11 protein-coding genes, 2 tRNA genes and 2 rRNA genes are annotated in these 14,144 nt (G+C 31.2%); 4 read left to right on the forward strand and 11 right to left on the reverse strand.

Features of this window, described 5'->3' with window-relative positions:
- Positions 1-62: 62 nt before the first annotated feature.
- The 3 genes from ACUN06_RS12650 to ACUN06_RS12660 all read right to left on the reverse strand — a co-directional run bounded on the left by ACUN06_RS12650 (position 63) and on the right by ACUN06_RS12660 (position 4,097).
- Positions 63-917 (reverse strand): YihY/virulence factor BrkB family protein, encoded by an 855-nt coding sequence (locus ACUN06_RS12650; RefSeq protein WP_291735453.1) that lies wholly within the window; start codon positions 915-917, stop codon positions 63-65.
- A gap of 100 nt (positions 918-1,017) precedes the next feature.
- Entirely contained in the window at positions 1,018-3,321 is a 2,304-nt protein-coding gene (locus tag ACUN06_RS12655; protein WP_449389917.1) for an ATP-dependent DNA helicase, read from the reverse strand.
- A gap of 188 nt (positions 3,322-3,509) precedes the next feature.
- Positions 3,510-4,097, reverse strand: coding sequence for a DUF1836 domain-containing protein (locus ACUN06_RS12660; protein ID WP_291735449.1), 588 nt, complete (start codon positions 4,095-4,097; stop codon positions 3,510-3,512).
- A 438-nt stretch (positions 4,098-4,535) separates the two neighbouring features.
- Between ACUN06_RS12660 and ACUN06_RS12665 the strand changes: the two genes are divergently transcribed.
- The gene (locus tag ACUN06_RS12665) at positions 4,536-4,781 is read left to right on the forward strand and encodes an AbrB/MazE/SpoVT family DNA-binding domain-containing protein (RefSeq protein ID WP_042401932.1); all 246 of its coding nucleotides are present in this window, start codon (positions 4,536-4,538) and stop codon (positions 4,779-4,781) included.
- A 61-nt stretch (positions 4,782-4,842) separates the two neighbouring features.
- Here ACUN06_RS12665 and rsmI read toward each other — a convergent pair whose 3' ends face one another.
- The 4 genes from rsmI to ACUN06_RS12685 form a co-directional block, all read right to left on the reverse strand.
- Complete coding sequence (gene rsmI / locus ACUN06_RS12670) at positions 4,843-5,688, reverse strand: 16S rRNA (cytidine(1402)-2'-O)-methyltransferase (protein ID WP_291735483.1); 846 nt, start codon at positions 5,686-5,688, stop codon at positions 4,843-4,845.
- 6 nt (positions 5,689-5,694) lie between these two features.
- The gene (locus ACUN06_RS12675) at positions 5,695-6,435 is read right to left on the reverse strand and encodes a tRNA1(Val) (adenine(37)-N6)-methyltransferase (protein WP_291735485.1); all 741 of its coding nucleotides are present in this window, start codon (positions 6,433-6,435) and stop codon (positions 5,695-5,697) included.
- 239 nt (positions 6,436-6,674) lie between these two features.
- Positions 6,675-7,904, reverse strand: a complete 1,230-nt coding sequence (locus ACUN06_RS12680; protein WP_294369960.1) for a C40 family peptidase — start codon at positions 7,902-7,904, stop codon at positions 6,675-6,677.
- A gap of 213 nt (positions 7,905-8,117) precedes the next feature.
- Positions 8,118-8,420, reverse strand: coding sequence for a hypothetical protein (locus ACUN06_RS12685; RefSeq protein ID WP_291735489.1), 303 nt, complete (start codon positions 8,418-8,420; stop codon positions 8,118-8,120).
- A gap of 147 nt (positions 8,421-8,567) precedes the next feature.
- Here ACUN06_RS12685 and ACUN06_RS12690 point away from each other — a divergent pair.
- Positions 8,568-8,643, forward strand: a tRNA-Pro gene (locus ACUN06_RS12690).
- A 59-nt stretch (positions 8,644-8,702) separates the two neighbouring features.
- A complete protein-coding gene (locus tag ACUN06_RS12695; RefSeq protein ID WP_291735491.1) occupies positions 8,703-9,344 on the forward strand; it encodes an HAD family hydrolase in 642 nt (213 codons plus the stop codon).
- A 65-nt stretch (positions 9,345-9,409) separates the two neighbouring features.
- On the opposite strand, the gene ACUN06_RS12700 is transcribed toward ACUN06_RS12695, so the two are convergent.
- Complete coding sequence (locus ACUN06_RS12700) at positions 9,410-10,156, reverse strand: peptidylprolyl isomerase (RefSeq protein WP_291735493.1); 747 nt, start codon at positions 10,154-10,156, stop codon at positions 9,410-9,412.
- Positions 10,157-10,295: 139 nt separating this feature from the next.
- Here ACUN06_RS12700 and ACUN06_RS12705 point away from each other — a divergent pair, with 139 nt between their 5' ends.
- A complete protein-coding gene (locus ACUN06_RS12705) occupies positions 10,296-10,757 on the forward strand; it encodes a peroxiredoxin (protein WP_294369963.1) in 462 nt (153 codons plus the stop codon).
- 152 nt (positions 10,758-10,909) lie between these two features.
- Here ACUN06_RS12705 and ACUN06_RS12710 read toward each other — a convergent pair.
- From ACUN06_RS12710 to ACUN06_RS12720, 3 genes are all read right to left on the reverse strand, one after another.
- Positions 10,910-10,985: transfer RNA gene (locus ACUN06_RS12710), tRNA-Phe, on the reverse strand.
- A 5-nt stretch (positions 10,986-10,990) separates the two neighbouring features.
- Positions 10,991-11,107: ribosomal RNA gene (gene rrf, locus ACUN06_RS12715) — 5S ribosomal RNA — on the reverse strand.
- A gap of 114 nt (positions 11,108-11,221) precedes the next feature.
- Positions 11,222-14,129, reverse strand: a 23S ribosomal RNA gene (locus ACUN06_RS12720).
- Positions 14,130-14,144 lie beyond the last annotated feature (15 nt).

The following is a 14,144-nucleotide window of genomic DNA, read 5'->3' on the forward strand; positions in this document are numbered from 1 at the left end:
CCTGAATATTTTATTTTTGAGTCTAACCACTTCAAAATTTTCTATTCAAGAAAATGTAATTTTTACTCTCTAAGCCTTATTTCTTTTCTAATTCCAATAACAGAATTTATCTCTCCACCAGCTATAAATATTATTGATGTTATATAAAGCCAAGTAATTAATACAATTACTGCTCCTAATCCTCCATATATCTTTGAGTAACTACTAAAATTATTTATATAAAATGAAAAACATAAAGATACAATAAGCCATCCAATAGTACATACTGCCGCTCCTGGAAAAACCTCTCTCCACTTAAGTCTCTTAGATGGAGTATATCTATATATTCCTGCAAATATACAAATCATAATAAATAAAACCATGCCGTATCTAATGAAATTCCAAACTTTAGATACAATCTCTGGAAAAGGCAAATACGTTGTCAATAAATCTCCTATTAATCTACCAAATACAAGCATTACCAATGTTAATATAATTACAAAGGCTAATGCAAAAGTACAAATCATTGCTATTATTGCTCTTTTTATAAATGATCTATTTTCTTTTATTCCATAGGCTTTATTTACGCCTTTAATAACAGCCCTAAATGCTGATGATGCTGACCAAACTACCAATAATAAAGATGCCCCTAATAATCCTGTATTTTGTTTTTCAATTACTTCTATTACTATATTATAAACAAGTTCAAATACGCTTGTAGGTAATATGGCCCTTAATCCTCCTAATACCTCCATAGAATCTAAATTACTAAATCCTATTAATGTTAGTAGGAAAATTAAAAAAGGAAAAAATGATAATATTAAATAATATGCTAATTGAGCACCTAATGCAAAAATATCATCTTCTTTAATTTTAACTATAAAGTAGATTATAAAGCCGAAAAAACCTCTCTTTTTACCTTCTACTGTATTCGACATAATATCACCATATTTCCTTTCTATTATTTTATAATATATTGTATGTTTTATATTTTTTATTTAATTAATAATTTATTTTATACTTATTTTTAAATTTTAGCTAATTAAGTAACTTATAATTTTTTATATCCCATTCTGAAGGCAACATAGCTTTATATTTATAACTACTATATCTATTATCTATTAATAATACTCTTCCCTTATCATTTTCCGTTCGTATAACTCTTCCTACAGATTGAAGAACCTTATTTATTCCAGGATAAGTATATGAATAATCAAATCCATTTTTCTCAAAATAATCTTGTATTATGTTATTTTCTATAGAAACCTTAGGAAATCCTACACCTACTATAATAGCTCCTATTAGTTTATCTCCTGGCAAATCTATTCCTTCTGAAAACATACCACCAACAACAGTAAATCCAACTATATTTGTTTTTAAAGAAAACTGTTCCAAATATTCTTTCTTTTTTTCTTCCGATAAGTTTTCTTCTTGAATTATTGTACCATTATTCCCATATATATCAATATATTTTTCATATACCTTTCCTAAATACCCAAATGAGGGTAAAAATACCATATAATTACCTTTTACTTCAGTTATAAATTGATTAATAAGCTTACACAACATATCTATATTTTTTTCTCTATTAAAATATCTCATATCTAAATTGTACAAATAAGTAGATAAATTTTTCTTATTAAAAGGTGAATCAAACCTCACTCTAAAGCTTTTTTCATCACCTCCAATTAAATCCATATAATACTTTATAGGAGATAATGTAGCAGAAAAAATTATACTTGAATACGCTCCATTTAATGTTTGTTTTAAATTTTCAGATGGATTTATACAAAATATCTTTATTATAAATTCACTTTTTTCTTTTCTTAATATAGTTGTATATTTATTGCTATATAATTCACTTACAGCTATAAAACTTCTAGCACTATAATAAAATTCTAATACATCTTCATATCCTAAAGTTCCCTTTGCCTTAATTAAATAACTTTCTGCTTCATTAATAAATGATTTCATTAATTTTATTAAATTTTGATAAATTTCATTATGATAAGTTATATTTTCATTTATTTCTTCCAATTCTCTTCTTATTAAAATCATTTCTTTATTTATAGCATTAGATATTTTATATAATCTTGGCACCTTACCTTTTATAACTTTATTTACATTTACAATTTTACTTTTTTCAATTTGACAACTATACATATTTCTTGCTCTACTTACAAGATTATGTGCTTCATCTATTAATAATATATTTTTTTCATTTCTTTCTTCAAATATTCTTTTTAATTTTACAGTAGGATCAAAAGCATAATTATAATCACATATTATTCCATCACACCATTCACTTAAATCCAATGATAGTTGAAATGGACAAATATTATACATTTTTGCATATTCTATAATATCATCTTCAAAAAACTTATCATCTTTTTTTATTAATGATGCTATTACATTATTTATCTTTGTAAAATAATCCTTTGCATATATACAATCATCAGGATTGCATTTTACTTCATTATTTAAGCACATCTTTTCTTTAGCAGTTATAGTTACTACTTTAAATTTAAATCCCTTATCATATAATTTTAAATATGCTTCTTGTGCTACAGTTCTGGTAATTGTTTTTGCAGTTAAATATACTATTTTTTCTCCTCTATTTTCTCCAATACTTTTTAGTGCTGGAAAAATCGTTGATATTGTTTTTCCTATACCTGTTGGAGCTTGAGCAAATAAAATTCCATTTTGTTTTATAGTATTAAAGCAATTTACAGCTAATTCTCTTTGCCCTTTTCTATATGATGAAAAAGGAAAACTTAATAACCTTATACTTTCATTTTTAATTTTATTAAACTCCTCTTTAATAACTATAATTTCTAAATACTTATTTACTAATGAATAAACAAATTGTTCTAATTCACATATGTTGTATGTTTTATCAAATGACCTTACTTCATCATTATTTATATTAAAATAGCTTAATCTTATATCTATTTCATCTATATTATTATCAACACAATAAATATATCCATAAAATTTACCTTGTGCCCAATGCAATAAGTTATAATCAAAGTTTATGTAACTTAAATCTTTATAAGTAGATTTTATTTCTTCAATAATAATTTTTCCATTTTCTTTTATTATTCCATCAGCTCTACCTTCTACAATTAAAGATATGTTATTTACTAAAAATTCATGTTTTAAAATTACTTCTTTTTCATAATCTTGATATACCTTTTCATTATCTCTCTGAAGTTTACCATGTGCAATTGTTCCTTCTAATGCCCTTCCCCTAGATACAAACCTATCATCTAAGCTTCCACCTTTTAATACATATTCTACAATACCTCTTACCGATTCTTTAAATTGTATACTCTCACTCATAATCCATACCTTTTAACCTCCTAAACTTATTATAACAAAAAAGCTACCAATTAAATTGGCAGCTTCAATATAAATAAACTAATATAATACATCCTTTAAATAAATATCAAACTTATATTACAATAATTTCTTTTAATTAATTAAAATTAAATAAATTTAATATAATATATATTTCCTTTATATATTACTTATGAATGATATTCATTTACAATTTTTTGAACTAATTTTTTAATAGCACTAGCTTGAGCTATTAATGATAAAACAACAACAAAAGTTCTTATGCTATTTTCATCTTTTTCATCTAAATTTAAATCTTTTATTATAGAATCTAGTTTATCATCATTTATAGCAGTTGCATCTAAATATTTATCAAAACTTTCACCTTGAGTTTCAAAAAACAACTTATAAGCAGTTTCCCAATCAATAATATCATCTGATCTATCATTAATTTCATTAAATGCTAACCTAAACACTTTTTTAATTTCCTCAGTAGTAAGTATAGGTCTCATATAACTTAATAATACAAGTTGTACTAAATGAATTTTAGTATACCCTCTCTTTTTACCATCTTCTGGCTTACTAATAACTTCACTTTTTATATAATTTTGAACTATATTATTTGTATATTTATCCTCTACAAATTTATCATTTAAAAAATCTATAACTTGAGATAAAAAAAGATCATATCTAGGTAAATCTTCATAAGGAATCATTGACGTATTTGAGATTTCTTCTGCAACCTTTTTTATATAGTTATTGTCTATTTTGTTAACCATATTCACTCCACCTTATCCTTCTCTACATTACATAATTATATTATATAGTAATTATAAACTTATTACAAGTTAACACCGCCTATTTTATACGTAACTTTTATTATTCTTTAATTATTCTCAAAATATAATAAAATTATATACTAATTTTATATTTACTTTTTTTTCTTATTTTATCGCTTTATATTTAATAATTTTAAACTGAAAAATCCTATTTCTTCAAGTTTTATGTACAAGCAGTATATTATATCATTTATTTTGTCATTTATTTTATTAAATATTATTGACTTTTCAAAAATATGGTAGTATAGTTTATTTATGAATTAATTTTAATAAGAAATTTGTAATTAAAACTTTTTTTAAAGTTTTTTATTGACTTTTAATTACATATCTGCTAATATTAATCTGCTAAATGTCGAAACTTGTTAGGAGGAATTTTTTATGAAATCAACTGGAGTTGTAAGAAGAGTAGATGAGTTAGGAAGAATCGTTATTCCAATAGAATTAAGAAGAACTTTAGATATCGCTGAAAAAGATGCTTTAGAAATATATGTAGATGGTGAACAAATCATATTAAAGAAATATGAGCCAGCTTGTATCTTCTGTGGTGATGCTAGAGACGTTATAAACTACAAAGGTAAAAACATCTGCAAGAACTGTATGGAAGAATTAAAATTAGGAAAATAATCCAAAAGTTAATTTACATATTAAATATATAAAAAATGAGATTCTTAAAGAATCTCATTTTTTATATATTTATTGCAATTTTATATACTTCTTTTTTGGGAATTTCCCTTTCTTTAGCAACTAATTTAATTGCTTCTTTTTTATCAATTCCTGAATTAATTAAATTTATTAATTGCTGTTCTACTGATATTCCACTAAGTTCCTGTTCTTTTTCGGCTTTAATTTCACTTTCAGTTTTTCCTGATATAACTAAAACAAATTCCCCTCTTGGTTTATTTTCTAAAAACCAATTATATGCTTCTTCTATAGTCCCTCTATATATATCTTCATGAAGTTTTGTTAATTCTCTACATACAGCTATCTTTCTATTTCCTAATGATTTTTTTAAATAATCTAATGATTCAATTAACCTATGTGGTGATTCATAGAAAATTAAAGTTTCTTTTTTATCTTTTATTTCTTCTATTAATATTTTTCTTTCTTTAGTTTCCCTAGGTATAAACCCCCTAAATATAAATTTAGTAGTATCTAATCCTGAATATACTAAAGCAGTTGTAATAGCTGTTGCACCTGGTAATACTTCAAATGAAATATTATTTTCTATACACTTTTTAACAATAACACTTCCTGGATCAGATATTCCTGGTGTACCAGCATCAGTCACTATAGCAATATTTTTTCCTGATTCTAATTTTGATAATATTTCATCACTTTTACCTTGCTCATTATGTTGGTGATAACTAAACAATGGCTTTTTTATATTAAAATGATTTAATAATTTTAAACTTTGTCTAGTGTCCTCAGCTGCAACTTCATCTACATTTTCTAATACCTCTAATGCTCTAAGTGTAATATCTTTTAAATTCCCTATTGGCGTTGGTACTAAATATACTTTTCCATATTCCATATACTTTTATTTCCTTCCATAAATACGATTTATTTCTTCACTATAATTTCCATTATCATCATATACAAATAATGTTTCTTCCCATTTTAAAAATGCTCCTCCATCTCTTTGCCCCTCAACTAAAACTATGTTAGGTGCTTTTTTACTATTAGGCTGAACCATTCTTACCCTTTTAGGTTCTATTTTATATTTTCTCATAAGTCCAAAAATATCTGCTAATCTTTCAGGTCTATGTACAATAAACATCCTTCCATTATCCTTTAGCAACTTTCTAGATGCTACAATAACATCTTCTAAATTACACATTATTTCATGCCTTGCTATTGCTAATTTATCATTTGGATTTAAAATTCCAGCACTGTTTAATTTATAAGGCGGATTAACTGTAACAACATCAAATCTCCCTAAAGAATCTAATAACTTCTTATCTTTTAAATCCCCTTTAACAAATTTTATCCTATCAGTAATATCATTTAATTTAGCACTTCTATTAGCCATTTCAACCATTTCTTCTTGTATTTCAAGCCCAACAACTTCACTTGGATTATACTTACCATACATTAAAAATGATACTATTCCAGTTCCAGTACATAAATCTATTACTCTATGCTTCTTCTTTACATTTGCAAAATGTGATAACAATACTGCATCTACCCCAAATCTAAAGCCCTCATTTTTTTGTATTAATTGCAATCCATTTAACTGTAAATCATCTATACTTTCATCTTTTTCTATATTAACTTCCATAATACACCTCTATTAAATTGTTTAACAACTTGGCTAATAAGTTAGTAATTAATAAATAATTTCATCTATGCTCAAGTTAAAGCAATATATATTTTAAGAAACTCCCATAGTATTTTTTCAATTAACTAAAAACTAACTAAGTTGTTTTGCAATATTTTTCAATTGTAAAGTAAGTACTTTTATTATACATATTATATACAAAAAAGACTAGGATTAATAATCCTAGTCTAAAATTCAAATTATGATACTCTTCTTGCTGTATAAAATTTATATACGCTTGAAACTTTAATTACATCACCTGTACTTGGTGCATGTATCATTTGTCCATTACCTACATATATACCAACATGTCCAGTGTGAGGAAATACTAAATCTCCTGGTTGAAGATCCGAATACGCTACTGGTGTACCAACATTTATTTGTTCATAAGTTGTTCTTGGTAAACTTACTCCTGCAGCATTTCTAAATACATATTGAGTAAATCCTGAACAGTCAAATCCACTTGGAGATGTTCCTGCCCATACATATGGTGTTCCAAGGAATTGATATGCATAATCAACTATTGAATTTCCTGTTGCAGATACAGTTGTATTTCCTCTATTTGGTCTGCTTGCAGCAGCTGCATTTGCTACATCTATTGCTGCTTGAAGTTCTGAAACTTTTGATTTTGCTGTTTCAATTTTTTCATTAACTTCTTCTTTTACTATACTACTCTTTAATTGATTATCTCTTATGTTTCTTAATTGACTTATAGCACTATTTAAGCTATCAATTGAACTTGATGAGTCCTCTATAACTGCATATTGTGGACTAACTAATTGTCTTTCTGAAACTGCTAAGAATTCCACTTCAAATTGAGCTTGTTCAGCCTTTGCTTGTTCAACTAAAGTTTCTTGTTCAGCCTTTTTAGCTTCACATTCACTTAATGATTTTTTTGTTTCTTCATTTATCTTAACAAGTTCTTCATTTTTTTGTTCTAAAGATTTAATTTTTTCATTTAATGAATTTTGTTTATCTTCAAGTTCCTTAACAATTTTCTTATCTATTTTCACCAATCTACTAGTAGATTCAATTTTAGATATTAAATCATTGAAACTATCAGCAGTGAATAATAACATTATGTAGCTACTTTGTCCACCTGATTTATATAGCTCTCTTACTCTTTTCCCTAATACTTCTTCTGTTTTAGCTATATCTTCTTTAGCTGCTTTTATTTCATTTTCTGTATTTTCAACTTCAACCTTAATTTGTTTTATTTGAGCATTATTTGAATCAATGCTTGCAATTAAAGGTTCTATTTCTCCATTTAAAGTATATATTTTATCATTGATTTCTTCTATTTTTTGCGTAAATTCATCATATTTCTTTTGATTTTGTATTACTTCTTCATTTGGCGTAGCAAAGGTAGGTGTTACTGAAGTAATAACTAAGGTAGCGGCTAAAACTGCCGACAAAATCTTCTTCTTCATATTTATTATCTAGGTCTATTGACCTTCCCCCTCTCACTTCGTTTCCTTACTATTATATCACTTATAGAAACATTGGACAATGGTATTTTTTTAAAAATACCTATTTAAAAGGGTTCTACTCCATATTTTTACTACCTTTAATCAACTTTCAATAATTTTAAAACCCATCTTTTATAATATTTTAATACTATTATAGTATTATTCCCTTAATTTTTATATTCTTGCCTTCTTATTGAATATATATTGAAAAATAGATAGTATAGCTATACATAATACAAAAATAGCTATAATAATTTTTGTAATCCCACCACATAAAAGTGCTACAATAGAACATATTATTCCTACAAGACCTATTAATATATTAGTATACCCACTTAATTTTATTGATTTAACTTCCTTCTTTATTTCACTATTGCTTGAATCACTATTTTTAATATATTTATTATTTAATAAGTATATTCCAAGCAAAATAAAGCCAAAACTTCCTAATAACATAACTATAATTGTTTTATTCATACTTTCACCTCATACTTTATAAACATTTACTAAAATAAAATTATACCATAAGAATAATTTTAAAAAATATATAATAAATAAATTATATATTTTTTAATAAAAGTATTGACATATTATATAATTCTAAATATAATATTAAATATGCTACGGGGTGTGGCGCAGATGGGAGCGCGCGTGGTTTGGGACCATGAGGTCGCAGGTTCGATCCCTGTCACCCCGACCAAAGAGATAGATTAAAATCTATCTCTTTTTTTATAAACAATATATAGGAGATGATTAAGCTTGAATAATATAAAAGCTGCTATATTTGACTTAGATGGTACTCTTGTCGATTCTATGTGGGTATGGAAGCAAATTGATATAGATTATTTGTCTAAAAAAGGACATTCTGTTCCTAAAAATTTAAATGATGAAATTACTCACTTAAGTTTTTCACAAACAGCTGAATATTTTAAAAACAAATTTTCTCTTGAAGATTCAATTGAAGAAATTATGAATGATTGGAATACAATGGCTTATAATTATTACACAAATGATATAAAGCTAAAACCTGGGGCACTTCAATACTTATTAAAGTTAAAAGAATTAGGTATAAAAATTGGACTAGCTACAAGTAACTCTATGCATCTTTTAACTACTACATTAAAAAGTAATAATGCCTTCGAATTATTTGATGCTATTACTGTTACTGATGAAGTTGAAAAAAGTAAAAGTAATCCAGACATATATTTACTTGCTGCCAAAAAACTTGGTGTTAATCCTAGCGAATGTATGGTATTTGAAGATATAATAGCTGCTGTATATGGTGCTAAATTAGCTGGTATGAAGGTAACTGGAGTATACGATAAACATTCAGAACACCAAATTGATATATTAAAGAAAGAATGTGACAATTACATATATAATTATGAAGATTTAATTTAAATAAAAAACCACATTTAATTTAGTTATTTAACCTAAATTAAAATGTGGTTTTATTATTAATTTAATTAAGCTCTTTTAACTTCGTATTTATTTTCAAGCTCTTTCATTACATCCATATATTTCTTTTCTTGATTTTTTTGAATTAATTGTTGAACAATTTTATTTTTAACTTCATCAAACGAAGCAGCTTTTGCTTCATTCTTAGTATCAACCTTAATTAAATGATATCCAAATTGAGTTTTAACTGGTTCACTTATCTTTTCTAATTCTAATTCAAATGCAGCATCTTCAAATTCTGGAACCATCATTCCTCTACCAAATACTCCAAGACTTCCTCCTTGAGCATTAGATGGGCATGTTGAGTATTCTTTAGCTGCATCTTCAAACGATAATTCTCCGTTTTCTATACGCTCCTTAACTTCAGAACATAATTCTTCAGTATCAACTAATATATGTTTAGCTGATACTGTTGCTGGTTGATCAAATTGAGTCTTATTTTCTTTATAATATTTTTTAGCATCTTCATCAGTAACTGTTACTTCTGATAATACCTTATTTATTGTCATTTGAGTAAGTAAATCTTTTTCTAGTTGCTCTAAACCAGCCTTATATTCTTCTGTTTCATTTAACTTCATTTCTTTTCCTAATTTATTCATTAATTCAAAAGAAATCATTTGTTCTAATAATTGCTTTTTCCCCATTTCAGAGCTAAACATTGCTCTTTGTTCTTCAGGATATCTCATTATTATTGCATTTAAATCTTTTTCTGTAATTTCACTACCTGAAATAACAGCTAATACTTTGTTTTCCATCTATATTTCTCCTTTTTTTTACTTGATATATATAATTATAACAGATTTTTACCAATGTATACAGTTGCATTTATTTATTGATTATATTTTTTTATTACTATATAATAATTATTATTATATAATTATTTGGAGGTTAATTATGATAGAAATTAATTGTGCAGTGCCTGATTTTACATTGATGGGCTCTGATAATCAAGAACATAAATTAAGCCAATATAGAGGTAAAAAGGTAATCCTTTATTTTTATCCACGAGATAATACACCTGGTTGCTCAACTGAGGCATGTAATTTTAGAGATAGTAATGATGTGTTTATTAATAAAAATGCAATTATTATAGGTATAAGTAGGGATTCTTTAAAATCACATACTAAATTCATTGAAAAATTTAATTTACCTTTTATTTTATTAAGTGATGAAAAAGAAGAAGTATGTAATTTATTTAATGTTATTAAAGAAAAAAATATGTATGGAAAAAAGGTATTTGGTATTGAAAGAAGTACTTTTATAATTAATGAAGAAGGTATTCTTGTTAAAGAATATAGAAAAGTTAAGGTAAAGGATCATGTATCTACAGTTTTAAAAGATCTAGAATTACTGTAATAAAAAGTGGCTATCGCCACTCCTAATTCATAGTATAAATTTTATATCTTTAAATCTTGAACCTTATTGGTATCACTAGCTTTATAAATTAAAAAATTTTATAATTTTCTATATGTAAAATAAAAGCACTAACATATGTTAGTGCTTTTTCCTGGTGGCTCGACCAGGAATCGAACCAGGGACACGAGGATTTTCAGTCCTCTGCTCTACCGACTGAGCTATCGAGCCACATTACCTGGCAACGTTCTACTCTCCCACACGGTCACCCATGCAGTACCATTGACGCTGTAGAGCTTAACTGTCCTGTTCGGAATGGGAAAGAGTGTTTCCTCTACGCCATCATCACCAGATGCTATAGTTTTCTAAATCTTCGATTTAGTTAAAACTTTGTACTCCTCAACTTTGTTGAGTTAGTTTTTTTAGAGATTGTTATCTCAAAATTGCACATGAATTATCTTATATTATTGGTCAAGCCCTCGACCTATTAGTATCAGTCAGCTACATACGTTACCGCACTTCCACCTCTGACCTATCAACCTTGTGTTCTTCAAGGGGTCTTACTAGCTTATGCTATGGGAAATCTCATCTTGAGGGGGGCTTCACGCTTAGATGCTTTCAGCGTTTATCCCTTCCCGACTTAGCTACCCAGCCATGCTCTTGGCAGAACAACTGGTGCACCAGAGGTCAGTCCATCCCGGTCCTCTCGTACTAAGGACAGCTCCTCTCAAATTTCCTACGCCCGCGACGGATAGGGACCGAACTGTCTCACGACGTTCTGAACCCAGCTCGCGTGCCGCTTTAATGGGCGAACAGCCCAACCCTTGGGACCTACTACAGCCCCAGGATGCGACGAGCCGACATCGAGGTGCCAAACCTCCCCGTCGATGTGGACTCTTGGGGGAGATCAGCCTGTTATCCCCGAGGTAGCTTTTATCCGTTGAGCGATGGCCCTCCCACGAGGTACCACCGGATCACTAAGCCCGACTTTCGTCCCTGCTCGACTTGTAGGTCTCGCAGTCAGGCTCCCTTCTGCCTTTGCACTCTACGAACGATTTCCGACCGTTCTGAGGGAACCTTTGGGCGCCTCCGTTACTTTTTAGGAGGCGACCGCCCCAGTCAAACTGCCCACCTAACAATGTCCAGTCACCAGATTCATGGCGTCCTGTTAGAACCCCAGTACTGTCAGGGTGGTATCCCAAGGTTGACTCCACTAAGGCTGACGCCCTAGTTTCCCAGTCTCCCACCTATCCTGTACAGACAATACCGGAATTCAATGCTAAGCTACAGTAAAGCTCTACGGGGTCTTTCCGTCCAATCGCGGGTAGCGAGCATCTTCACTCGCACTACAACTTCGCCGGATTTGCAGTTGAGACAGTGCCCAAGTCATTACGCCATTCGTGCGGGTCAGAACTTACCTGACAAGGAATTTCGCTACCTTAGGACCGTTATAGTTACGGCCGCCGTTTACTGGGGCTTAAGTTCACACCTTCGCTTGCGCTAAGTGTTCCCCTTAACCTTCCAGCACCGGGCAGGCGTCAGCCCCTATACATCAGCTTACGCTTTAGCAGAGACCTGTGTTTTTGCTAAACAGTTGCTTGGGCCTATTCTCTGCGGCCTGCTCTCGCAGGCACCCCTTCTCGCGAACTTACGGGGTCAATTTGCCTAGTTCCTTAACTGCAATTCTTCCGCCGGCCTTAGGATTCTCTCCTCATCTACCTGTGTCGGTTTGCGGTACGGGCACTACTTCTCTCTCTAGATGCTTTTCTTGGAAGCATGGAATCATGTACTTCGGTCTTAATGACCTTCCCCATCACGCCTCAGAATTGTTACAGCGGATTTGCCTACCGTAACTTCCTAAACGCTTAGACTAGCATTTCCAATCGCTAGCACACACTATCCTTCTCCGTCACACCCTCGATAATAACGATGGTAGTGGTATCGGAATATCAACCGATTGTCCATCGCCTACGCCTTTCGGCCTCGGCTTAGGTCCCGACTAACCCTCAGCGGACGAGCCTTCCTGAGGAAACCTTAGATATTCGGCCTGTAGGATTCTCACCTACATCTCGCTACTAATGCCAACATTCTCACTCGTAATCAGTCCACCGCTCCTTCCGGTACGACTTCAGCCCGATTACGACGCTCCCCTACCACTTGCAATTACTTGCAAATCCGTAGCTTCGGTGGTAAGTTTAGCCCCGGTACATTTTCGGCGCAGGATCTCTCGACTAGTGAGCTATTACGCACTCTTTAAATGAGTGGCTGCTTCTAAGCCAACATCCTAGTTGTCTTAGAAATCCCACATCCTTTTCCACTTAACTTACACTTTGGGACCTTAGCTGACGGTCTGGGCTGTTTCCCTTTTGACCACGGATCTTATCATTCGTAGTCTGACTGCCGGACTTAATGTATATGGCATTCGGAGTTTGATAAGGTTCGGTAAGCGATATGCCCCCTAGCCCATTCAGTGCTCTACCTCCACTACACATATCCGACGCTAGCCCTAAAGCTATTTCGGGGAGAACCAGCTATCTCCGAGTTCGATTGGAATTTCTCCGCTATCCACAGCTCATCCCATGCTTTTTCAACAGCAACGTGGTTCGGTCCTCCACGAAGTTTTACCCTCGCTTCAACCTGGCCATGGATAGGTCACCCGGTTTCGGGTCTACGGCATGCAACTAGTCGCCCTATTAAGACTCGGTTTCCCTTCGGCTCCGTACCTTAAGTACTTAACCTTGCTACATACCGTAACTCGTTGGCTCGTTCTACAAAAAGCACGTCATCACCCTCATAAGGGGCTTTGACCGGTTGTAGGCACACGGTTTCAGGTTCTATTTCACTCCCCTCCCGGGGTTCTTTTCACCTTTCCCTCACGGTACTGCTTCACTATCGGTCATCAGGTAGTATTTAGCCTTGGGAGGTGGTCCTCCCTGCTTCCCACAAGGTTTCACGTGTCTCGTGGTACTCTGGATCAGAACTTGATTATCTTGACTTTCACCTACAGGACTATTACCTCCTACGGTCCAACTTTCCAGTTGTGTTCGGTTAATCATGACTTCTCGTTAATGTTCTGTCCGCAACCCCAAAGATAAATCTTTGGTTTGGGCTCTTTCCCTTTCGCTCGCCGCTACTTAGGAAATCGATTTTTCTTTCTCTTCCTCTAGGTACTTAGATGTTTCAGTTCCCTAGGTTTACCTTCGTATAACTATGTATTCACTATACGATACATGGGGTTTCCCATGTGTGTTCCCACATTCGGAAATCTCCGGATCACTGGCTATGTGCGCCTACCCGAAGCTTATCGCAGCTTATCACGTCCTTCATCGGCTCCTGATGCCAAGGCATTCACCATGCGCCCTTTGTAGCTTGACCTTTACTCGTTTACTA

Source organism: Clostridium sp. ETTB3 (genome assembly GCF_053571985.1).

Bases quoted from the DNA above. Each gene is read 5' to 3' on its own strand.
- ACUN06_RS12650 (WP_291735453.1), bottom strand. From the start codon at position 917: ATGTCGAATACAGTAGAAGGTAAAAAGAGAGGTTTTTTCGGCTTTATA.
- ACUN06_RS12655 (WP_449389917.1), bottom strand. From the start codon at position 3,321: ATGAGTGAGAGTATACAATTTAAAGAATCGGTAAGAGGTATTGTAGAA.
- ACUN06_RS12660 (WP_291735449.1), bottom strand. From the start codon at position 4,097: ATGGTTAACAAAATAGACAATAACTATATAAAAAAGGTTGCAGAAGAA.
- ACUN06_RS12665 (WP_042401932.1), top strand. From the start codon at position 4,536: ATGAAATCAACTGGAGTTGTAAGAAGAGTAGATGAGTTAGGAAGAATC.
- rsmI (WP_291735483.1), bottom strand. From the start codon at position 5,688: ATGGAATATGGAAAAGTATATTTAGTACCAACGCCAATAGGGAATTTA.
- ACUN06_RS12675 (WP_291735485.1), bottom strand. From the start codon at position 6,435: ATGGAAGTTAATATAGAAAAAGATGAAAGTATAGATGATTTACAGTTA.
- ACUN06_RS12680 (WP_294369960.1), bottom strand. From the start codon at position 7,904: ATGAAGAAGAAGATTTTGTCGGCAGTTTTAGCCGCTACCTTAGTTATT.
- ACUN06_RS12685 (WP_291735489.1), bottom strand. From the start codon at position 8,420: ATGAATAAAACAATTATAGTTATGTTATTAGGAAGTTTTGGCTTTATT.
- ACUN06_RS12700 (WP_291735493.1), bottom strand. From the start codon at position 10,156: ATGGAAAACAAAGTATTAGCTGTTATTTCAGGTAGTGAAATTACAGAA.
- ACUN06_RS12705 (WP_294369963.1), top strand. From the start codon at position 10,296: ATGATAGAAATTAATTGTGCAGTGCCTGATTTTACATTGATGGGCTCT.